Genomic DNA, 22,402 nt, shown 5'->3' with positions numbered 1-22,402 from the left:
GGACTTTCCCCTTTACAACGGACGGATTCAAATGTTCCCGAGGGAGATTGGTTGGCAGCTTTGGGTTATTCTGCTCTCGCTGCCTGATTGTTCAAAAGTGTCACGTGGTTTTGAACCATGCCTAACAATTAATAACAGTACCATTGGAAATATTCTATTGAACAAATCTATACACCTCTGTACATCCTATTCAGCTCATCCATAAAATAACAGATCAGAATCGCTTGTACCTGGTGAAATGATCTCTTAACCATTGACTATACACAGGTCCTCACGTACAATAGTAGTACCAACCTGTGTCTCCTTGTATACACAGTTGGTACATCCGACGTGTTGTATGCGCGGGCCTAAAACATGCTATAGCAAGAGGTATGTATCAATCTATCGTGCATGAGGGCGAGAATATTGATATCTGTCATCAGAGTTTGCGCACAGCGGGTAGCCAGCGACCATACAGGCCTGTTCAGAATCATGTAGTTCGTAACAGTGTAACCAAGAAGCATCGAGCGATTCGTTAAACCTGTAGAAATCGTAGAACGAAGACAGTGAGAGGCTACGACTTGATGTCTGTAGCTCCGGCTAATTCTAAATTTTCGTTGGCATCAGCCATGCAACAACATGGCGTAAACTGCTAAGGAGGAACGACTGTGGGAATGTTACGGGTGATGTCACGGCGCGGCGACGACCGTCTTGCATGGGATGAACAGAAAATTCAGGCAGGTGACCACGAAGCATTGGCTGCTGTCCGTGAGGCAGAGCGCATTTTTGAACAGGAACGCAGCAAAGGTGCCACAGCATTTCGCGTCGCCGATGGAAAACCGATACAACGTATTGATAAATTCGATGCCACGGCGGAACAGATAGTTTTAGTACCACGAGTCGTCGGCGGATGAACGTCGCGTCCCTGGCCATTTCTATCCTGTGTTGGATGATCATAGCGCTGGCGGTTACACCGGTCTTATGGCTGTTTCTGCTCCCATATGTGAAGGGGTGGTCACGCTCTGAACGGCAAGCCGCTAACCTCTTGCGGGATATGCTGACTCCAGAACAACTCCGTCAACTGCTCTGGCGCGGCTATTTGGAGATACCAAGCCCCACCGAGCCCAGGCGTACATATCGCGTACCAAAGAGCAAGGGCTATGTACAGGTCATTGAAAATGGTCGTGCCATTATGCGCCTGTGCCTGCAGCCAGTAGAGTATCTTCCCGATGCGGATGTTGTGGTACTTCACAAGCTCATGATAGAGGCCAATGAAGAAATCTACTTAGAAAAGGCCAACAAGTACACCTGCCACGATTAATCTATGAGAGTCCCCGCCATCCTGGCCTATGAATTTTCGCACCTACGGTGCTCAAACCAATTTTTATTGTATGTTGCTGTAAATATGCATAGCACATTTACAGCAACATACAATAAAAAGAGCGCAAGTGCTTACGCGCCTGCCAGCAAGTCAGCAGTAAGATCCCGATGATCCTGGGATTCCGACACATTCTACGTGTGCGGAGTAAGGTTTGCCAATATACTACCTTTCGTCATCGCTTTCTTCTATTTGGATAATCTGGCGATGTCCATTCTGCTTGACGCAGGCGTGAGGGCTTCCATCCAGAGGTGCATGACACAGGGGACAGACGGAGCGACCCGCTGAGATCACAACCTGCAAGGAGATGGACAAATCTTGTGCTTGCTGTTGCGTAAAGGCAAATGCAAGGCTATCATTGCTACGCATCATCTCATCCAGATCCTGCTCATTCTCCAGCAGTACATCTAATGGAATGATACTTAAAGAAAGTAACGCGTCCTGCTCATCAAAACTCAGGCGCATTTGTCCCACTTGCATATCGTAGGTAGGATAACGTGGAAAATCAGCTGGCATGGCCTCTATAGCAGGCAGTGCGCCAGCACGTGCCTCTGTCCGTAATATCTGGCCCTCGCTAATCAAGGCCAATGCGTGATCAATCGCCTCAGCTAACCCGGCTAGCTGCTCTTTTTCCATCCACAGTAGCGCTGATCCACCCTCACCGCGCAAGAAAAGATGGAAGCGCCGTTGTCCGGGTTGACCCACCGCTTCCACGCCCAATAACGATACAGAACCCAGGTCTATACTCATTATGCACCTCATGCTATTTCACTATCATCTGCAATGCCGCTGGCTCATAGAGAATAGGGAGAAGTCCGCTCTATTTATAGGACTATGATGCGTATGTAGCAAGCATCAATAGCCACGAGCCGGATCATAGCGATTATGCAGCGGTTCGCCTGCGCGATATTTGCGCAGGTTAGCAGCAAATAGTTCGGTCAGACGCCGATCATATTGTAAGCTATCACCTGAAATGTGGGGAGTAAGAATGACATTTGGTAATGAGAAGAGAGGGCTATCGGCTGGCAATGGCTCCTGTTGAGTTACATCCAATCCGGCACCTGCAAGCCATCCTTCGCGCAAAGCCCGGATCAGTTGTGGCTCATCAATAATGCCTCCCCGCGCTACGTTTACCAGATACGCGTGGGGCCGTAGCGCACGCAATTCAGGCTCACCAATCAATTTCTCTGTCGTAGGCGTTAATGGTACTGCCAGGACCACATAGTCGCTCTGGCGCAACATCTCATGTAAACGTGTCATAGGATAGAGCTGATCAATATCAGGATCATGGGCACCCTCCTCGACCGTACGCCGTGTCCCTATCACATGCATCCCAAAAGCTCTCCCCAATTGCGCGATACGCCGTCCGATACTGCCAAGTCCAATGATACCCAGTGTCTGACCATCCAGTTCACGACCGCCTAGCTTATACCAGTTCGCGCTCGCCGGCCAGACATGGCGTTCCTGCAAACGCACCATCTCAGGCCAGCTCCGATTAAACATCAACATACTCCCAAAGACATATTCACCAATGGTGGTGGCATGAATACCCACCGCAGTCGTCACCATCACCTCAGATGGAGCATCAAGGATACCCGTCGGGCGCAATCCATCCACGCCCGCTCCGGATGCCTGTAACCAGCGTAGATGAGGCGCTAACTCTCGCCAGTTCTGAGGAACCCAATAGGAACAAAGGATTTCAGCCTCTTGTAGTCGCGCCAGAAACTCCTCGGTATTGGTAAGACAGACAATGTCTGCCTGAGCAGCCTCACGCAAAATCTCTTGCGATGCCGCCGTAAATTGAAAAGTACTTAAAATTCTCCGCTGATCGGGCATAGAACCTCCTTATCGGGCTGAACAAAGGGCCAGAGCCATCGACCTTACTATTATAAGCGCCAGGACTTTTTTTCACTATCACAGCCGCCAAATCTGCCAGCCTTTATACTCTAGCAGAAAAAGTGTAGAACAAGCAAGAAGGAAGCTTGTTCTTGCTTATTTGCCGCCTAAGGCGGGGAGAGATGAGAGAAGGTGGGGAACACCTCACACCCCGGCAGGGGGGACTTCTCTCCCCTGCTAGCGCAACCCCTTTCGACGCACGCTGCTCTGAAACTCTGGTAAAACAGGTGCTGACGTGGTATCAATACAGAGAGAAAAGTCTTGCGCCTGAGCAATCAGGAAAGCGTTCTAGTAGTGGATAGAAAAAACCAAGCATGAATACAACAACATTGCCAACTATTCTTATCAATATGCCCATGGCTGAAACTATTATTACGGATGGCTTGCTGGAACAGTTCCAGCAGCAGTTTCCAGGCTATCAACTACACGTGGTATCCGCCAGAGCTACACATGAGATTCCCACCGATATCTGGCAACACACAGAGATTCTGGCGACGCTAGGGCACCTGCTGCCAGATCCAGAACAGGCTCCTCGGCTCCGCTGGGTACATCTACACTCAGCTGGTGCTGATGTCGCAACCAGACAACCACTCTACAAAACTGATGTTATTTTCACGACCAGTAGTGGAGTTCACTCTATCAATATTGCTGAATTTGTCCTGGCTGCTATCCTCTCCTGGTATCATGAGTTTGCACGCATGTACCAAGGTCAGCAACAAAAAAACTGGATAGAGATGCAGCATTTTCAGATTGATGAGCTCCATGGAAAAACGCTCGGTATCGTGGGCTATGGCAGTATCGGTCGTGAAATAGCCCGGCAGGCGCGGGCCTTTGGCACACGTATCCTCGCCACACAGCGTAATACAGATCATCGGGATCACGGCTTTCTCTTTCCTGGTATTGGAGATCCAGAAGGCACCATTCCCGAACGCTATTATCCCATTGAACAACTTCATGCGTTACTCCAGGAGAGCGATATCGTCGTCGCAGCAGTACCACTGACAGATAGTACGAGACAGCTATTCAATGAGGCTGCGTTCAAGGCCATGAAGCGACATGCCTATTTTATCAATATTGCCCGTGGCGAGGTGTGCGACGAAAACGCGCTGATCCAGGCTCTCAGTGAGCAATGGATCGCTGGCGCAACCCTGGATGTCTTTGAACAGGAACCTTTGCCCGCCGAGAGTCCCCTCTGGAGTCTACCCAATGTCTTTCTAACCCCACATATCAGCGGTTGGACACCTCACTATACGCAACGGACACTGGCAATCTTTACGGAAAATCTACGCCGCTATCAGGCTCACGCGCCACAAACAATGTACAATTTGGTCGACAAACAACACGGCTACTAAAAAATTAGATGGGAATATATCTTGTTGGATATATTCCCACTCATTAAACTGATCATATCGGCATGATATGCAGAATGCAATAAAAAGATCACAAGCTTCCTTATCTTTCGCTGAAAAACTCTCTTTCTCTGGCGTGTATCTTCCCTCTAGCTAAACAAAATAATAGGCTGAATTGGCTTGCAGTGAGCGTTCACACCTATAAGCTTAACGAATATTCTCCCTGCTTCTGTCTTGTTCGTTTCGCATACGAATAAGTGTATCTACTGTTGCAACAATCTCTCCCCCTGTGCTATAATCCGACTGGTATTATTGAGAGGAAAAAGATGGGACGATAAGGGAACAAAGGATGAAACAAAAGCCGCCTACCCCTACTATCTTGAGTACACTGGGGGCCTTGAGCGGAATGGGCTTTACAATAGCCATCCCCATTGCCCTTGGAGCCATTGCAGGACATCTACTGGATGGCTATCTTCATACCGGTGAATTGTTTATACTTCTTGGGCTGCTGCTTGGCCTGATTTCGGGGTTTTATGGAGCATACCGTTTATACAAAAGCGTCTTTCATTAGGCCAAACGGTCCCCCCTGGTACATCGAATAAGATTAGCAGAGCCCGGCTTATAGGGAGGACAGCCGAGTGAATCTGTGGAAACTTCCCAACATATCCATTGCACCAGATATCATTATTCCTGGAACATGGATTACTAACACTCTGCTATGTACGTGGATATCTATTATTATTTTGTTGGTCGTATTCTACTTTGGAATACGCCGACAAGACCTGGTCCCGAGCGGATTACAGAATGCCATTGAATGGGTGGTTGAGTTTCTACAGAATCTCATTGAAGGTGTGGCAGGCAAAGAGAAGGGAAAGAAATTTTTCCCCCTCGTAGCTACATTCTTTATCTTCATTTTATTCTGTAATTTACTTGACATTATCCCTGGCATTGATACGATTGGTACGATTGATGTTACCAGCAAATCGGTCGGAGCAGTCCATGGTCCGCTCCTCTGGGGTGCCGCATCTAACCAGCTTATCCCCTGGTTGCGCCCTGCGACAACCGATCTGAACCTGACGCTCGCAATGGCATTGGTGTCAGTGGTAGCCACACAGATTGTCAGCTTCTCGATGCTTGGCTTTAAAGATCAGATCAGTAAATATCTGAACTTCAAAGCGATCAAAGAGAAAGGCGGCATGGGATTTGTCGACTTCCTGGTCGGCATCTTAGAGATTATCAGTGAGTTCGGTCGTTTGATTTCTTTCTCCTTCCGTCTCTTTGGTAATGTCTTTGCAGGTAGCGTGCTGCTGGCAGTCTTCGCCTATCTGTTACCAGTTGTGGCAGACATCGTCTTCATTCCATTCGAACTGTTCGTCGCGGTTATCCAGGCGTTTGTGTTTGCCTTCTTAACCCTGCTCTTTATGCAAGTGGGCACCACCAGCCATTCCCATTCCGATGAGAATGTGCATGAGGCGGTCCATGAGTATGAGGAGAACGCTGCTACTGCCCATTAATGGGCGGTGGCAACACTGAGCTTGCTACGCGCAGATTTTTTTCTGCGATTGCATAAAAACAAAATTCATCAAAAATAAAACAAGCATTTATCCTTAAGGAGGATTTTACATCATGCAACAACTCGCAGCTGCACTCGCCATCGGTATTGGCGCCATCGGACCTGGTCTTGCCATCGGTATTCTTGCCGCTAAAGCAATGGAAGCTATTGGTCGCAACCCAGAAGCAGCTCCTGTCATTCAGACTAACATGATCCTGGCTATCGTGTTCGCTGAAGCTATTGCTATTTACGCTCTGGTAGTCGCTCTGCTGATCAAATTCATCTAAGTAATACCTGTTCGTACCGTAATGTGGAGACGTAGTGCGTCCATTCTGTGACTTCTCCTCCTCTGGTTTATCAAGATAAACCAGGGGTAGAAACAGACGATGCCGCGTCTCCGTGTTACGTGCGGAGTGTTCATGTATTACTTGTGACGAAAGGAAGCGCTATCGTGCAAATAACATTCACACTGGCTTCAGCCGCCATGGCCGCAGAGTCAACTGGCGGTATTGGAGCACTCGGTATTAACGCAGCCGCCTTCTTATCGCAGCTCGTTAGCTTTCTTATCGTCTTCTTTGTCCTTGGGAAATACGTTCTGCCCGTTGTTCAGCGCACGCTGGCAAAACGGCAGGCATTGATCCGAGAAGGCATCGAAAACGCTGAGAAGGCCAAGCGCGATCTCGCCGAGGCAACCAACAATGCCGAGCGTATCATTCTTGACGCCAAACGTCAGGCTCAGGATAGCATCGAACGGGCGACAAAGAACGCCGCACAGGTTGCTCAACAGATTGAAACCGAGGCACGTGAGCGTGCTGAGAAGATCAGTCAGCAACAGATTGCTCGCATCCAGCAAGAGGCCAATCGTGCTCGCCTGGAGTTGAGCCGCGATGTTATCAATCTTTCCATCGATGCCGCTAGCAAAGTTATCAGCCGGTCAGTTGATAGCAAAGACAACCGTCGTTTAGTCGAAGAGTTTGTCACGGCTAATGACCAGGCGAGGAATAACTAATGCTAAAAGGAGCGATTGCACGTCGCTATGCAGAAGCGATTTTCGAAATTGCGCGCAAGCAGAACACGATTGATCGCAGCCTGGATGATGTAAAAAACATCGCCGAGGTCTTTGGCAATCGTAGCCTGGCTTATTTGTTGCGCGAACCTAAAGTTCCTGCACAGCGCAAAGAGACAGCGTTACGCCAGACTCTGGCCGATAAAGTGCTGCCCACGTCGCTCAACCTTGCCCTGCTGATCGTCCAGCGCGAACTGGTCGATGTCATGCCAAACATTGCCACCGAGTTTGAAAACCTTGTGCTTGACTATCGCAATCAGGCAGTCGCAAAGGTAACGACAGCAGCGCAGTTAGACGAGGCACAGAGTGCCATCGTAAAAAGAGCGCTTGAGCAGAGAACGGGCAAAAACATTGTGATCCAGACTCGGGTAGACCCGAGCATTTTAGGCGGGGTTGTGGCCCGGGTGGGAAATCAAATTATTGATGGTAGTATTCGCAATCGCCTGCATGTCTTGCAGCAACAATTGATCTCGAATATTAGCGCCAGTGATAATGATTTGACTTCTGAAGATTTCAACCAGCCCGTGGCTACGGTTTAAGAACCACACCTGCAAGCAGTACTTTCTCGATCTCAGGTCCAGGTGTGACGGATCGGGAAGCGCATACAGTAGACCCCCGTAGACAGTCCACCTGATCTTTGACAAACAGATGAAAAACAAGTAACAAGCCACCAGGAAGAAAACTAGGAGGAACGCGATGGCATCTTGGGCTGATGAAATCAGTGCCATCATAGAGAAAAACATCGCAGGCTTCGGCACAGAAACCACCTCGACCGCGAGTGTGGGTACCGTTATCGCGGTACAAGACGGTGTCGCCCGTGTATACGGCCTGCAAGATGTACAATATCTTGAGTTGGTAGAATTTCCCCGTACAGGACTCTTTGGCATGGCCTTTAACCTCGAAGAGGAAGCGGTCAGTTGCCCAATCCTGGGTGATTATACACAGATTCGTGAAGATGACGAGGTTCGCACCACCGGTCGAATCATTCAAGTGCCCGTAGGCGATGCTCTACTGGGTCGCGTCATCAATCCCCTCGGTGAGCCACTCGATGAGCGTGGCCCGATTAGCACCGATAAGTTCCGTCCGATTGAACGTGTGGCCCCGGGCGTTATTACCCGCCTCTCGGTGAGTCAGCCAGTTCAGACCGGTATCAAGGCTATCGATAGCATGATTCCGATTGGCCGTGGTCAGCGTGAGTTGATTATCGGTGACCGCCAGACTGGTAAGACGGCTGTCGCTATCGACACCATCATTAACCAGAAGGGCAAAAATCTGCTCTGTATTTACGTCGCTATTGGTCAGAAAAACTCTTCAATCGCGCGTACTCGCGCCATCCTGGAAGAGCATGGCGCGATGGAATACACGATTATCGTTGCTTCTAGCGCTTCTGATCCCGCTCCTTTGAAATATATCGCCCCTTACGCTGGTTGCGCAATTGGTGAGGAATTCATGGAGTCCGGTCGCGATGCTCTGATCGTTTATGATGATCTGACCAAGCACGCTGAAGCGTACCGTAACATTTCCTTGATCATTCGCCGCCCTCCAGGACGTGAAGCCTATCCTGGTGACGTGTTCTATCTGCACTCTCGCTTGCTGGAACGCGCTGCCCGCTTGAATGAAAATTACGGCGGTGGCTCACTGACCGCACTGCCAATCATTGAAACCAAAGCGAACGACGTGTCGGCTTACATTCCAACTAACCTGATTTCGATTACCGATGGTCAGATCTTCCTGGAAAGTGACCTCTTCAATGCTGGTCAGCGCCCTGCTCTGAACACTGGTATCTCGGTCTCTCGCGTCGGTAGTAGCGCGCAGACTAAAGGTATGAGCCAGGTATCTGGTACCTTGCGTCTGGATCTGGCACAGTTCAGAGAGCTGGAAGCTTTCTCGCAGTTCGCCTCGGATCTGGATAAAGCGACCAAGTCACAGATTGACCGTGGCCGTCATATCCTGGAAATCCTGAAGCAGCCTCAGTATCAGCCGGTTTCGGTTGTACGCCAGGTTATCATTATGTACGCGGCAACAAATGGTTATATCGATGAGGTACCTCTGGGCCAGGTAGGCGCATGGGAGTCCGGTCTGTATCGTTTCCTGGATGCTAACTATCAGGATCTACAGAACGAGATTATCGAGACTTCAATCACGGGCCGCAGCAAAATGAGCGCTGACCAACTGAAGAAGTTGGGTGCCGCCATCGAAGATTATCAGAAAACGTCCGCACCACGCGAAGAAGAAAAGCGCTAGGAGGCAGATAGATGCCATCACTCCGAGAAATTCGGCAGCGCATACGATCAGTTAAAAATACGGCAAAAATCACCAAAGCTATGCAAATGGTGGCGAGTAGCAAGATGCGTCGGTCACAGGAGCGAGTGGAACAATCTCGCCCCTATGCCGATCAGATTCGCGAACTCACCGCCCGCCTGGCTGCGGCTGCGGCATCGGGTAATGACGATATGGCAGAAGATTTGGCCCTGTTGAAGCAACGTCCGGTCAGAAATATTGGCATTGTGCTGATTTCCCCGGATCGCGGTCTGTGCGGTGCCTTACCCTCGAATATTAATCGTCACGCTGCCCATACAGCGCAAGATGAGATCCACAATCTCGAAGCTCAGGGACGCCATCCTGGCGTCAGCTATATCGCGGTCGGCAAAAAAGGACGTGATTTCGTGTTACGTACTGAACAAAATCTGATCGCTGAGTTTACTGATTACGGTGACCATCCCGCTATGGACGATGCAACAGCTATGGCTCATGTGGCCGTGGATGCCTTCCTGAAAGGGGAGGTGGATGTTGTCTATCTGGTCTATGCCAAGTATGTCAATACTGTAACGCAGACACCAACAACGGTACAGTTACTACCAGTACAGCCACCTGAACACGAAGAGACAGCACAAGAACACGAAACAAATGAAGAGTATATCTACGAACCAAACGAGCAGGAACTCTTCAAAGCTTTGCTGCCACGTTACGTCGATGTGCAAATCTATCAGGCTCTACTTGAGAACATCGCCAGCCAGTATGCCGCACAGATGATCTCAATGAAAAACGCGACTGATAATGCCAACGAACTGGTTCAGGATCTCAACTTGACCTATAATAAAGCACGTCAGGCCGCTATCACGACCCAAATTCTTGAGGTGGTGTCTGGCGCTGCGGCACTCTAGTGAGATACATGCGCAAGGGGGAGGAAAAACACCCCTGCGATGGAGAAATACATGACAGTTACACAAACACGCACGAAGGGAAAAATCGTGCAGGTGCTGGGTGCTGTGGTAGACGTCGAGTTTCCCCCAGACCAGCTACCAGAAATTTATAATCTGGTGGTGACACGCCCGGCAGGTCTTGAAGAAGACCTTGCTCTGGAAGTTGAACAACACCTGGGTAACAACTGGGTGCGCTGCGTTGCTATGGGCCCGACTGACGGCCTGCAGCGCGGAACAGACGCCTTTGATACCGGTGCTCCTATCAGCGTTCCCGTCGGACCAAAGACCCTGGGTCGTATCTTTAACGTGCTTGGTCACGCTATCGATAACAAACCTGAGGTTGAGGATGCTCCCTATTATCCCATTCATCGTCATGCCCCAACTCTGGAAGATCAGTCTTCAAACGTTGAGGTCTTCGAGACTGGTATTAAAGTTATCGACCTGATCTGCCCTTTCATGAAGGGTGGTAAGATTGGTACCTTCGGCGGTGCTGGAGTCGGTAAGACGGTTATCATTCAGGAACTCATTAACAATATTGCGAAAGGCCATGGCGGTTATAGCGTCTTCGCAGGTGTAGGTGAGCGTACCCGTGAGGGTAACGACCTGTATCATGAAATGCAGGAAGCCAAAGTTATTGACCGCCTGGCAATGGTCTTCGGTCAGATGAACGAGCCTCCCGGATCTCGCCTGCGCGTGGCACTGAGCGGTCTGTCGATTGCTGAGTACTTCCGCGATGAAGAGCATAAGGACGTTCTGCTGTTTATCGACAACATTTTCCGTTTCACACAGGCTGGTGCTGAGGTTTCCGCTCTGCTAGGTCGTATGCCTTCCGCTGTGGGTTATCAGCCAAACCTGGCTGAGGAAATGGGTGAATTGCAGGAGCGCATCACGTCAACGAAAGCGGGTTCGATTACCTCGATGCAGGCCGTTTATGTACCTGCTGACGACTACACCGATCCCGCACCTGCGACGACCTTTGCTCACCTGGACTCAACTATCCTGCTGGAGCGCTCAATCTCGCAGAAAGGTATCTACCCTGCGGTAGATCCACTGACATCCACCAGCCGTATCCTTGATCCTCAGGTAGTAGGCGATGAGCATTATAATGTTGCTCGTGGCGTACAGACTGTCTTACAGCGCTACAAAGAGTTGCAAGATATCATTGCGATCCTGGGTGTGGACGAGCTGTCTGACGATGATAAGCTGCTGGTTGCTCGCGCTCGTAAATTAGAGCGCTTCTGCGGACAGCCATTCACCGTTGCGGAAATCTTTACTGGCCTGCCCGGCAAATATGTGAAGTTGGCAGACACTATTCGTAGCTTCAAAGCTATTCTGGATGGCGAAGTTGACCACATCCCCGAGAACCACTTCTTGTCGAAAGGCGCTATTGAAGATGTCATCTCGGCCTACGAAGCCAGCCAGAAGAAGGGTTAAATGATGGCGACACGCAATACACTGCATGTCGAGGTAGTCACCGCTGAGCATGAATTGTACAATGGCGAGGCCGAGATCGTGGATGCTCCAGGATCTGAGGGACAACTCGGCATTTTACCGGAGCATGCTCCGTTGCTCGCGCTGTTGGGGGCTGGCCCTCTTGAAATCAAATTGCACGGCGAAGATGAGATTATCTTTGTCTCAGGCGGTTTCTTAGAGGTCTCCAACAACCGCGTCACGGTCCTGGCGGATACAGCTGAAAAAGCGGAAGAGATTGATCAGGCACGCGCTGAAACAGCGCGCCGCCGTGCTGAACAGAGTCTGCAAGATGCACGAACGCGTTCTGAGCGGGCGGAAATCGAAGCAGCCCTGCAACGAGCCATCTTCCGTCTGAAGGCCGTAGAGCTGGCACGCACCAGACGCCGTCGCTAGGCAATACTTCGATATGCCAGGCAACTGACAGAAGTTCACAAAGAGTGAGAGGGTGGATAGGATGTATTTAATCCTGTCCGCCCTCTCTTCTTATTTATTCATGCGTTTTCACACGCAAGGCGCACCTGTATGGAAGCGCGCTCGTGCTTAGAAGTCGCCGCTGGAGCCGCCACCAAAGCCACCATCTCCACCACCTCCACCAAATCCTCCGTCACCACCACCGAAACCACTATCTCCACCGCCTCCTCCGAAATCTCCGCTTGCTCCTCCTCCAAAGTCTCCGCCATTATCTCCCCCAAAGCCACCATCTCCACCATTCCCAAAATCTCCGCTGGAACCGCCACCAAAGCCTTCATCTTGATCGCGGTCGCGCTCGCCGGCATTCTTTCCCAATTCATAGCCAAACAAGCCACCTGCAGCAGCACCAAGTCCACCTGCCGCCAGAGGATTCATGCCCTGATTCTGAGGTGGATACGGTCCCTGATAGTTGGGGGGATAGTTTCCTTGATAGTTCGGCGGGTAATTGCCCTGATAATTCGGGGGATAGTTTCCCTGGTTTTGATTGAAAGGCCCTCCCTGATTATAGGGCTGCTGACCAAAGCCCGCTGAACGGTTGAATAAGCCGCGACGACGGGCACGGGTACGCGCAAAGGCGATAGCACCAATAATGAGCAGAGCTATCAATCCCACACAACACAAAGTACTGCCAAACGAGCGCCCTGCTCCACCACCTACCCCTGGCAGAAATGAAGATGCAGAGCTTCCACCTAGCGCGTCATGAAGAGAATTAATAGCTGCTATTGTAGCGCCAGTATAATCTCTACTGCCACCACGGTTTACTGCATTTAAAAAGGCATTCGTAGCGTCTTGAAACTGACCACGGGAGAGTCCGGTATTCTTGCCTCCCGTAATCGCTACGTGGTGGCTATTAAATGCCAGCACAATCAAGTTGGAGTTACGGCTCGCAGATTGTTTGGCCTGCTGATCAAAGGCCGCATTCGATAAACTGCTTGTAATGCTGTAAATATCGATCGGCTTTGATAACGATGAAGCAGCATTCTGTACCTGGGACCGATTGAGCACATTCGCACTATCATAAATGTTGACGGAAGCGGCAAATGCTGCGGTGGCTGTAAACACAAGCAGACAGAAGGCTACAAATGCCGCCATACCCCCCTTGCGCACCATCCCCATCATGGATTCCGAAAGTTTGTTGTCCATTATCATCCTTCCTCATGGCAACGTATTTGAAATAGAGTACTGGCTGGCCTCATCCAGACTGCAAACTATTTCAAACTCTTTGCACCTATGCTTTGCCAGTATAAACGTACTGGTTGTATCGCTATCAAATCTTATTGATACTCCTCTAACTGTTATACGTAGTAGGTGGGCAGAGGGTTAGGAGCAATAAGATTCTATAAACCCATTAGCAAAGATAACCATAGTATACTCAGCAATTTATCTATTAGTGGTGAGTATGAAAATATTCAATTACTTCAGCCGCTATACTCAGGAACACGAAATAGGCATACAAACAGTTACAGGGCAATTGCCCGCATAGTTGCGCTATGCTTCCATGCCATGGCATGCTACAATGAGGTCGTAAACCATTGTTTGAGCATATATTATCGTGGAGTATAGTAGCAACATGAGTACGACATCATCGGGGCATAAACGCCCTTTTGTTCTGATTATTATGGATGGCTGGGGACTTAATCCTCGCCAGGAGGGGAACGCCATCGCGCTTGCCCGCACTCCCCATCTCGATAAGATTGCACGGGAATGGCCTCACACAGCAGTACGCACCTCAGGTGCAGCGGTCGGTTTACCAGATGGTCAGATGGGCAATTCAGAGGTGGGTCATCAGAACCTTGGCGCGGGTAAACGGGTGCTTCAGGACTATACACGTGTCAGCGAATCGATTCAAGATGGGAGCTTTTTCGAGAACCCGGCCTTCCTGAGGGCTATCGAACATGTCAAAAAGAATCAATCTCAACTTCACATTTGTGGATTGCTTGGCAATGGTGGCGTCCATGCACATGAGACACATCTGGAAGCTCTGCTCCGCCTGGCCGCAACCCACAATATAGAAAAGATCTTCATTCATGCTTTTACCGATGGTCGTGATTCCTCACCAACGGGCGGCCTGGAATTTATGCAACGCCTGGAGACACGAGCTCGCGAAATTGGCGGTGAACATCCCGCTAAAGTCGCCACAGTAACGGGTCGCTACTATGCAATGGACCGCGACAATCGCTGGGAGCGCACCGGCGCAACCTATTTCGCGATGACACGCGGCGAGGCCCAACAGCAGGCTGTTTCTGCCCTGGCAGCCATCCAACAAAGCTATGACAACAAGGTCACCGACGAATTTATTTTACCAACCGTCATCATGGAAGAGGGACATCCCGTCGGCACGGTACAGGCTGGTGATGCCGTTATCCACTATAACTTCCGGCCAGATCGCGCCCGCCAGTTGACAAAGGCTTTTGTGATGGAAGAATTGCCTCCTCAAGCAGAAGGCAAGTTTGAACGCGGCCCCCGTCTCAAAGATTTAATCTATGTGATGATGACACAGTATGAAGAGGGCCTGGATGCTGAGGTAGCCTATCGCGCCGATGAGGTCGAGATGCCATTGGCACGCGTTATCGCTGAGCAGGGCATGACTCAATTCCATACTGCGGAAACAGAAAAATACGCTCATGTCACCTTCTTTATCAATGGACGGCGTGAGGTTCCTTTCCAGGGCGAGGACCGTATCCTCGTGCCTTCACCCAAAGTACCCACCTATGATCTGCAACCAGAGATGAGCGCAAAAGGGATCACAGATACCGCCGTTGAGCAGATCCGTAGTGGGAAATATGATCTGATCATTATGAACTATGCCAATGCAGATATGGTCGGGCATACAGGCATTATCGAGGCAACCATTAAAGCCGTCGAGACTGTGGACACCTGTGTTGGGCGGATCATCGAAGCTACACTGGCTGTCGGCGGGAGCGCCGTAATCACAGCTGACCATGGAAACGCCGAACAGTTAATCGAATATGATACCGGCAAACCTTTCACGGCTCATACCACCTTCCCGGTGCCGTTATACTTCATCTCACCACAGTTTGCACAGGTCAAATTGCGCAGTGATGGTATTCTGGCCGATGTCTCACCCACAATCCTCCAGGTTATGCGCATCCCGCAACCAAAAGATATGCAGGGAAGAACCCTGATCTTACCATAGGACAGGCCCGCATTCATACAGCCAGAATACAAGTACCAGGGCGGCTCACAAGCGACGAAAGTATGTGGGCTGCCCTTTCCATAGTGAGGCGAATATTAACCAATACGCTCGATATTTGCCAGTGGAATGACATAGAAAGAACCGTCAACCGCACGTAAACGTACCGCTCGCGCCCGCAGATTAGAAGCAAACGTTTGCTCATACACAAAAAAGTAGTCGATACGTCCTACCAGTCCCAGACACTCACCAGCCGCAACACGCACCAATGATCCCAACGCCAGGGTCGTATCAGGTATCATGGCCCGCCAACCCTTCTCTATCTCAACCAGAGGAATCGAAATGACCAGTTCAGGATAGATATGGTGAGACAGGAGCGTTATGCCTGAAAGTAAGCCTATTGATCCCTGGTAGTGGTGTAACAAATTCAAAGTACGCGGGGGCATGATAACCGAACCTATGCCTTCAGTTAATAGTATGGTGAGAGGAGGGAGTTGACTCTGAGCCAGTTCTGGATTGGATGTTTTCAACAATTGGAGATAATCAGCACGCAGGAAACCTTCTAAATCGCGGAGAGCGATACTGCTGGCGATCACGCCCACCACCCCGGAAGCCAATGCCTGATGTAACAGACGTAATGTTAAGGGGCCCGGCACCACAAGAATTGCGCCCGGCGGGATAGCACGTGTCGTATTGTAGCGATCAGGCGCCTGCCATATCGTTAAAATTCCTGCTACCTGATTGCCTGCACCCAGCACGCCTTGCAGGAAGGCAGCATGGCTCTCAATGACGACACCACCGCGGGCCGTAAAACCTACTACGCGTCCATGCAAACCCGCAGGAATATTTTGAGGGGGAAAGGAGGCAACAGCAGCAGCAGGCAAGATTGGAGAAGAGGAGTGCGCCAACAACCTCTTCTCCTCTTCTTTAAAATGTTGCAGTGATGCCAGACGAAGCACAGGCTGGTCAGGCACCACTTCCTGACCATGATAGACTAATGGGATACCCTTGACCTGATAGCCTCCGGGCCAACGCTCTCGCTTCAAAAGCTGTCGTGGGATTACAGGCCACCCTGACGCATAAGTCATGGCGGGAACCTCCCAGCTATGTTTCGCTTCCCAGTTACGCCCCCAGTGCCTGTGACCATTGCAGCAAGCGTGCCTGCCTCTCAGTGTCATCCGCTGGCAGAGCTAACGGACGACCGCGCGCATCGATAATCAGTCCAATCAGACCGCCATCGATCTCTTCAGCTGCGCGAGCGCGCTCACCGGGTCCAAGCCCAACATCGACCGTTGGGGCCGGGAATAATGTAAGCAGAGCCTGCTCGTTGGGTTGCAGTGGAATCACTTCAACTGAACCACCCATGACGTCAACGCTAATTTGTCTGCCATTACTATATTCTACCCCCACCCTCACAGCCAGTTGCCCCAGTTGTACATTCCCAAAGGGAATGACACAGGTACCCAGGCGATGAGAGACGGCGTCATTTTCGTTTACCTGCACAGCCATAACCGGCGCGACCGTTGCAACTGCCCCTAATTGTGAGATCAACATCGTGCTATCTACTACCAGGGATGTCACACCACGCGGCTGTAATGCATCCAATAACATCATTGCTACCTGCCCATACCTGGGAGCATGAGCCAGTACACCACCAGTTGCAAGAATTAAATCAGTATCGGGCAATGCTAGATGGCTACTCTTACGCGCCTGCTCCACAGTAAGCGAGATCGCTTCACGCGCAAAGGCTTGTATCAAAGCTAGCTCGCGTGAATCTGTCGGCAACGTCTGTGGATGCAACATATGTTTTAGCACAAATTGCCGCACTTCATCCTCAGAAATGCTAAAAGGCAACCAGCGGGTGACGCGTTGTAAGCCAGCGCGCTGCAAAACATCGCCGATATTAGATCCAACGCCCAGAGCAGTATTGACCATCGGAATAAATTCGCCCTTTTCACCTGCCACCATCAACGCTGTCGTACCGCCGCCAACATCTACCGCCGTCACATTCATTGCATAGTGTTGAGCCAGAAAACGCACCAGACTGCTCAGTGAGGTTGCAGAAGGGACAGGACTGGCAGGAGACCAGTTGCGCACATGTTGATAACCAGGGACGTGCTGCAAGCCCTCATGCTCTTGTAGAGAACCGATAGCCGCACTGACGGCACCTACCTGAGCCGCATTGGTTAAAGGCTCGATACGCGTCACGTCAGCCACACTCTGTAGCATCCGGCGCACAGCTTCAACATATTGAGGAGCGCCCGCATAGATAACAGAATAACGTTTCGCCGCCCCATCCGCTTCAGTCGTTCCCTGCGTTGTATCCCGAGCGGCGTTCACCAGCAATTGACAGGCTTCTTGTAAAGGGGCCGGGCCAGCGGGACCATCGGCAACACCCATAATGACGGCTGCCTGAGGCTGTAATTCATGTAATTGTCCTGCTTGCCGTTCCCACTCCAGAGCGAGGCGCTCAGGGGTCCAGGCAGCCTTTTGAGCCATAGCATCAGCAGGCCCGTTGATCGCCCCGGCAGGAGTCGTAACTGCTACGTAGGAGGGAGAAGGCACCGTTTGAACCTGCGCATACAAGCCCGCAACAGCCTGGGCCGAGAGGCTTTCTAATTCGGGGGTCACAGCCCCTAGAAGCGCCACCCGGAGAGGATCACCAGCACTGATAGTGGCTACAAAAATATCAACGCCATCCCCATTTGGTTGCTCAGGCGAAATAATCTGTTTATCCGCCACAAAACGACGTCCAGTCACATTTTCAATGACATTAATCGCTTGAATAATGCCCTCGGTGAGATCTTCCTGGGGGGGCTTAATCGTGGATGGCGCTTCTCCGCGTGCCATTAAACGATACTGGCCCTCAACCAGACCAAATAGTGAGACCTTGGTAAATACAGCCCCACAATCAGCGACCAGTAGAGAAACAAGGGTCGCTGAATTCTGTGCCTGTGCTGGACCCTGTCCACCCTCTGGATAGGGTTGTGTATACATGTACGGTATCCTTCTTCTCTCAGATTAACGAGAAATCCACTCGCGTATCATGTCAAACATATTACGTTTCCTGGTGTTTTTCTGATCGCCAGCATTATCAGGAGTTGATGATGCTGCGGATGCATTCGTCATTGCATTGCCTCCGAAAGGAGACGTACCACTCATCGTGGGGTTCCCGTTCATGGAAAGATTATTCCCCATTGAGTTGTTTCCACCAATCGAAGCATTCGCACCCAATGCAGAGTTCATCTGGCCCTGGGCATTACCAGGATAATTTGTGCCATAGGTACCAGACATGCTGTTCCCTGCACCATAATTCTGTGGGAAAACGCCGCTCATCCCTGAAGGAGTGTTGGGCATGGCACCAGCATTGGGAAGCCCATTCAAATTGGCTTGGTCTGACAGCCCATAGCCATTTGCCTGCCCTATCTGCTCATAGGCGTTGCCCTGTCCTGACAGATCTGGCTGACCCATTTGACCGTAACCATAGGCGGGATTCCCCTGAGCTAGCAATTCATATCCATATGATGGATCGCTTTGTGCTGGCTGCCCGTAACTGTTCGCCTGTCCCGCTAGATTGGGCTGACCCATCTGACCATAGGCATTCGCCTGTTGTCCTGACTGACCCATCTGACCATAGGCATTCGCCTGTTGTCCTGACTGACCCATCTGACCATAGGCATTCGCCTGTTGTCCTGACTGACCCATCTGACCATAGGCATTCGCCTGGGCTGCGCTACTGTTTTGTTCTTGTTGCGCATCTGGATAATTAGGGACCGCTGAGGCTACGCCTAACATGGATGCAAACACATTGGCTGCCAGTTCACTACTTTCAGTAGGATTAGCTTCCCCACGTGGCCGACTGGGAACACGGATATTCTCTCCACGGGGCGGAATCGGGCTGGCAGCAGGGCGCCCGCCGGGGGTCATTCCAGGTTGAGGAGCCGACATGCCAGCTTGCTGATCACGTAACCACGAAGGAAGCGCATTTGCATCAATTAAAGATGAGGCAGCAAAGGGGCCACCTGCCTGGGGCGGTGCCGCATTGACTGGTGGAGTTTGCATCGGCGGCTGTCCGGTATTGGCTCCAGCAGGCCAGGCAGGTGCCGCCTGACCCATGCCAGGCCACCCGGTATTCTGCGCAGGCGCTGCATTGGCAGTTAATTTTGGATACTGACCGGAATTCTGTCCCCCTTCACGTAACCATTGAGGGATTGCATCAACCTCCAAAAGAGAAGAGGCAGAGAAACCTGTTTGCCCGACAAGAGGGACACCCTGTCCCGTTTGTGCCGGTTGCATGCTCCCAGTGTTAGAGGACTGCTCATTCTGGGATTGCATCCATGATGGCAACGACTCTTGATCAATCAGATCGCGTGCCGCCAAACCATTGCTCAATGATGAAACCGGCGGTGAGGCAAGCGGAGCGGATGGGGTTACTTGCTGTGGAGCAGAATTTGTATTTGTATTTACAGGTGCAGGTACCACACCAGGTCGAATGCCAGAAGGTTGCTGTAGCGTCTTCATCCAATCTGGAAGACTATCTGGCTGTACCAGACTGGCAGCAGAAAGATTACCCGGTTCTGAATCTACTGGAGTATTATTCGCAGCTTGCTTCCCTTCTTTCATCCAGGAAGGCAATGAATTTTCATCAACCAGCGATTGGGCAGGAATACTCGTAGGAGCCGCAGCATCTCCACTGTAGACCTGATCGGAAAAACTAGCGGGACGTGCAGAGGTAGCGGGATTAGCGGAGGTATTATCACGCTGATCACCACGCTCGGCACGCATCCAATTTGGGAGCGATCCTTCTTCGATAAGATCGGCCGGCGAGAAACTCACTGAATTATTGGTAGGGGGGGCAGGACGTTCTCCTGCACGCAACGACTCCAGCCAGGCAGGCAGTTCTGGTTGGTCCTGATACCCTGCTTTAGCGGCCGAACCGTTTTCTGACATGCCAGCGAGCGGCGTACCACACGACTGACAAAATGCGCCAGCGGGGGTCATCTTTCCACAACGGTTACACTTGATCACTTTTGCTCCTCACTTTCGCCAGGCCTCGTTCTTGGCAGTGTATCACTCTTTCTCCAGCTTGACAACGATAATGATGTATAAGATAAGACATGTTGATATGATACAATACGCACAGTATTAGTTATTCCAAAAGTACTATATAGCGGGAGTCACCTGGCACTCCTGCTAGATTTTTTACTTTACCACCCCACTCCGCCGCGATCTCGACGGAGGACTAAAAATCACGCAAGACGCAATTTGTGAGGGTTTAGGGATCAATGACAATCGCGTGGTAAGCATTCATTTAATGAAACGTATCGACCCACTACATCCTCACCTCTATGTCGAGTTGGAGGCGGTTCTCGACTGGCACTTTGACAAAGAATATGTTCTTCTTACAGAACGAACATTACATAACGAACAGCGACAAAGGCTTTTTATTTCTCCTCATTCAATCACACCTGGACAGCAAGCACAATACCCTGAACAAACAAACTTTGTGTGGGCAGTACAGGATGTTTCTCTCACAAAGTGTCAGCCTCCCAATACCAGCGGGATCTTGCTGCTCCTTGGCTGGCAGGCGCGTGCGCGCCTGCGCCCTTTTTATTATGTGATGTAGAAAAGGTTCTTCGAACCTTTTCTACATCACATAATAAAAATCTGTTTGAGCACCGCAGGTGCGAAAACTCATGTTTAGTGTGTGGTGCAGGCGCGCCTGCGCCTGCCAGCAGGTGAGCAGCAAGATCCCGCTGGTGATGGGAATCAAACACTTTGTCACAGGCACGGTCAAGCATCAATATATCCATATATTCTAAATTCTGAAAAGGGAGCCCAAAAACCTGATGAACTATTCGACTTGTCTTTCTATTACGCCTTCTTTAAGATAGAACCGATGACAACTGAATTCTGTAACAAAAATCCAGGAAAATTTTAACGAGGTACTAGTGTATGCCACATTTATTTCATAACCTGGCTGCGATCCCTGTGATAGAGCCTGGAGAGGTTTCGAAAAAGAGCACACTCGCTACAGGATCAAATAAAACGGGTCAGCGCCTGCTGCTGGGCCTCTTTTTGAGTAGCGCTATCGGTGGGTTGGCATATCAACGACGCTCGCTCAGTCGTAGCGGTATGCTTGGAGCAATAGGTACAGGTACAACAACCTTTGGATTGGGTGGTTGGTCCTGGGGACTTTCCTTGATCTTTTTCTTTGTCTCTTCCACTCTCTTCTCTCATTTTCGAGCTGCTGAGAAAGAAAAAACGGCGGCCGATAAATTTAGTAAGGGTTCACAGCGTGATCTGGCGCAGGTTGCGGCCAATGGAGGCGTGGCAAGCGGCATGGCTCTGGCATATCGTCTCAGTCATAATGAAACCTGGCGCTCTACGTTTGAAGCTGGCTTTCTAGGTGCAATGGCAACTGCCAACGCCGATACCTGGGCGACCGAATTAGGAGTGCTCAGCCAACAGGCCCCACGTTTGATCACTACCGGTCAGGTAACGACAGCCGGAACATCAGGTGGCGTCAGTCCATTGGGAGCCAGCGCCGCCGCTGCAGGAGCATTGGCTGAAGGGCTGATCTTTACATTGCTCAACCAGCAACCCGCACTACTTCTGCCACTCATCTCCCTTGTCAGTGGCTTTGCAGGCAGTCTGCTGGATAGCCTGCTTGGAGCGACTGTTCAGGCAATGTATTATTGTCCGGTGTGTCAAAAAGAGACAGAGAAACACATCCACAATTGTGGCACACCCACAACCTATCTACGAGGCATCCGTTGGATGGATAATGATATGGTTAATCTGCTGGCTACGCTCGGCGGAAGTAGTCTGGCTATGATCTTACGGTTACCCTTTCGCCCCAGGAAAACACGTTCATAATA

General features: G+C 50.7%; 21 protein-coding genes. 15 read left to right on the top strand and 6 right to left on the bottom strand.

The annotated features are described in order from the left end of the window. Positions 1–653 precede the first annotated feature (653 nt). Both F1593_RS14670 and F1593_RS14665 read left to right on the top strand, forming a co-directional pair. Positions 654–893, top strand: a complete 240-nt coding sequence (locus F1593_RS14670; RefSeq protein ID WP_235932588.1) for a hypothetical protein — start codon at positions 654–656, stop codon at positions 891–893. Then, positions 890–1,300 (top strand): hypothetical protein, encoded by a 411-nt coding sequence (locus F1593_RS14665; RefSeq protein WP_149402309.1) that lies wholly within the window; start codon positions 890–892, stop codon positions 1,298–1,300. Before F1593_RS14670 ends, F1593_RS14665 begins: the two co-directional genes overlap by 4 nt. 222 nt (positions 1,301–1,522) lie before the next feature. On the opposite strand, the gene F1593_RS14660 is transcribed toward F1593_RS14665, so the two are convergent. Beyond that, positions 1,523–2,107, bottom strand: a complete 585-nt coding sequence (locus F1593_RS14660) for a DUF3090 family protein (protein WP_172632128.1) — start codon at positions 2,105–2,107, stop codon at positions 1,523–1,525. Positions 2,108–2,212: 105 nt separating this feature from the next. After that, complete coding sequence (locus F1593_RS14655) at positions 2,213–3,193, bottom strand: D-2-hydroxyacid dehydrogenase (RefSeq protein ID WP_149402307.1); 981 nt, start codon at positions 3,191–3,193, stop codon at positions 2,213–2,215. 374 nt (positions 3,194–3,567) lie between these two features. On the opposite strand from F1593_RS14655, the gene F1593_RS14650 reads away from it, so the two are divergent. From F1593_RS14650 to F1593_RS14605, 10 genes are all read left to right on the top strand, one after another. Further along, the gene (locus F1593_RS14650; RefSeq protein WP_149402306.1) at positions 3,568–4,605 is read left to right on the top strand and encodes a D-2-hydroxyacid dehydrogenase; all 1,038 of its coding nucleotides are present in this window, start codon (positions 3,568–3,570) and stop codon (positions 4,603–4,605) included. Positions 4,606–4,951: 346 nt separating this feature from the next. After that, the gene (locus F1593_RS14645; protein ID WP_149402305.1) at positions 4,952–5,173 is read left to right on the top strand and encodes an AtpZ/AtpI family protein; all 222 of its coding nucleotides are present in this window, start codon (positions 4,952–4,954) and stop codon (positions 5,171–5,173) included. A gap of 67 nt (positions 5,174–5,240) precedes the next feature. Then, entirely contained in the window at positions 5,241–6,116 is an 876-nt protein-coding gene (gene atpB, locus F1593_RS14640; RefSeq protein WP_149402304.1) for a F0F1 ATP synthase subunit A, read from the top strand. A 112-nt stretch (positions 6,117–6,228) separates the two neighbouring features. Then, positions 6,229–6,441, top strand: a complete 213-nt coding sequence (gene atpE, locus F1593_RS14635; protein ID WP_149402303.1) for an ATP synthase F0 subunit C — start codon at positions 6,229–6,231, stop codon at positions 6,439–6,441. Positions 6,442–6,605: 164 nt separating this feature from the next. Continuing rightward, on the top strand, positions 6,606–7,163 hold the full coding sequence (atpF, locus tag F1593_RS14630) for a F0F1 ATP synthase subunit B (RefSeq protein ID WP_149402302.1): 558 nt from the start codon (positions 6,606–6,608) through the stop codon (positions 7,161–7,163). After that, complete coding sequence (atpH, locus tag F1593_RS14625) at positions 7,163–7,759, top strand: ATP synthase F1 subunit delta (protein ID WP_149402301.1); 597 nt, start codon at positions 7,163–7,165, stop codon at positions 7,757–7,759. Before atpF ends, atpH begins: the two co-directional genes overlap by 1 nt. A 157-nt stretch (positions 7,760–7,916) precedes the next feature. Further along, complete coding sequence (gene atpA, locus F1593_RS14620) at positions 7,917–9,464, top strand: F0F1 ATP synthase subunit alpha (protein ID WP_149402300.1); 1,548 nt, start codon at positions 7,917–7,919, stop codon at positions 9,462–9,464. A gap of 11 nt (positions 9,465–9,475) precedes the next feature. Continuing rightward, positions 9,476–10,384 (top strand): ATP synthase F1 subunit gamma, encoded by a 909-nt coding sequence (gene atpG, locus F1593_RS14615; protein WP_149402299.1) that lies wholly within the window; start codon positions 9,476–9,478, stop codon positions 10,382–10,384. Positions 10,385–10,435: 51 nt separating this feature from the next. Next, positions 10,436–11,857 (top strand): F0F1 ATP synthase subunit beta, encoded by a 1,422-nt coding sequence (atpD, locus tag F1593_RS14610; protein ID WP_149402298.1) that lies wholly within the window; start codon positions 10,436–10,438, stop codon positions 11,855–11,857. Further along, a complete protein-coding gene (locus tag F1593_RS14605) occupies positions 11,858–12,289 on the top strand; it encodes a F0F1 ATP synthase subunit epsilon (protein WP_235932587.1) in 432 nt (143 codons plus the stop codon). Positions 12,290–12,436: 147 nt separating this feature from the next. On the opposite strand, the gene F1593_RS28980 is transcribed toward F1593_RS14605, so the two are convergent. Further along, positions 12,437–13,510, bottom strand: coding sequence for a hypothetical protein (locus F1593_RS28980; RefSeq protein WP_216368871.1), 1,074 nt, complete (start codon positions 13,508–13,510; stop codon positions 12,437–12,439). Positions 13,511–13,937: 427 nt separating this feature from the next. Between F1593_RS28980 and gpmI the strand changes: the two genes are divergently transcribed. Continuing rightward, the gene (gpmI, locus tag F1593_RS14595) at positions 13,938–15,524 is read left to right on the top strand and encodes a 2,3-bisphosphoglycerate-independent phosphoglycerate mutase (RefSeq protein ID WP_149402297.1); all 1,587 of its coding nucleotides are present in this window, start codon (positions 13,938–13,940) and stop codon (positions 15,522–15,524) included. Positions 15,525–15,619: 95 nt separating this feature from the next. On the opposite strand, the gene F1593_RS14590 is transcribed toward gpmI, so the two are convergent. The 3 genes from F1593_RS14590 to F1593_RS14580 are packed head-to-tail and all read right to left on the bottom strand — an operon-like array spanning position 15,620 to position 20,549. Then, on the bottom strand, positions 15,620–16,609 hold the full coding sequence (locus F1593_RS14590; RefSeq protein ID WP_149402296.1) for a hypothetical protein: 990 nt from the start codon (positions 16,607–16,609) through the stop codon (positions 15,620–15,622). 34 nt (positions 16,610–16,643) lie between these two features. Next, the gene (locus tag F1593_RS14585; protein WP_149402295.1) at positions 16,644–18,518 is read right to left on the bottom strand and encodes a glutamate mutase L; all 1,875 of its coding nucleotides are present in this window, start codon (positions 18,516–18,518) and stop codon (positions 16,644–16,646) included. A gap of 24 nt (positions 18,519–18,542) precedes the next feature. Continuing rightward, complete coding sequence (locus F1593_RS14580) at positions 18,543–20,549, bottom strand: mediator complex subunit 15 domain-containing protein (protein WP_149402294.1); 2,007 nt, start codon at positions 20,547–20,549, stop codon at positions 18,543–18,545. Between the two features lie 286 nt (positions 20,550–20,835). Here F1593_RS14580 and F1593_RS14575 point away from each other — a divergent pair, with 286 nt between their 5' ends. Both F1593_RS14575 and F1593_RS14570 read left to right on the top strand, forming a co-directional pair. After that, a complete protein-coding gene (locus F1593_RS14575) occupies positions 20,836–21,147 on the top strand; it encodes a hypothetical protein (protein ID WP_235932586.1) in 312 nt (103 codons plus the stop codon). A 329-nt stretch (positions 21,148–21,476) separates the two neighbouring features. Continuing rightward, positions 21,477–22,400, top strand: a complete 924-nt coding sequence (locus tag F1593_RS14570; protein ID WP_149402292.1) for a DUF92 domain-containing protein — start codon at positions 21,477–21,479, stop codon at positions 22,398–22,400. Positions 22,401–22,402: the final 2 nt, after the last annotated feature.

The sequence above is a fragment of the Dictyobacter arantiisoli genome (assembly GCF_008326305.1).
GTDB classification, from domain to species: Bacteria; Chloroflexota; Ktedonobacteria; order Ktedonobacterales; family Ktedonobacteraceae; genus Dictyobacter; species Dictyobacter arantiisoli.
This window is presented reverse-complemented; position numbering and strand designations above follow the sequence as displayed.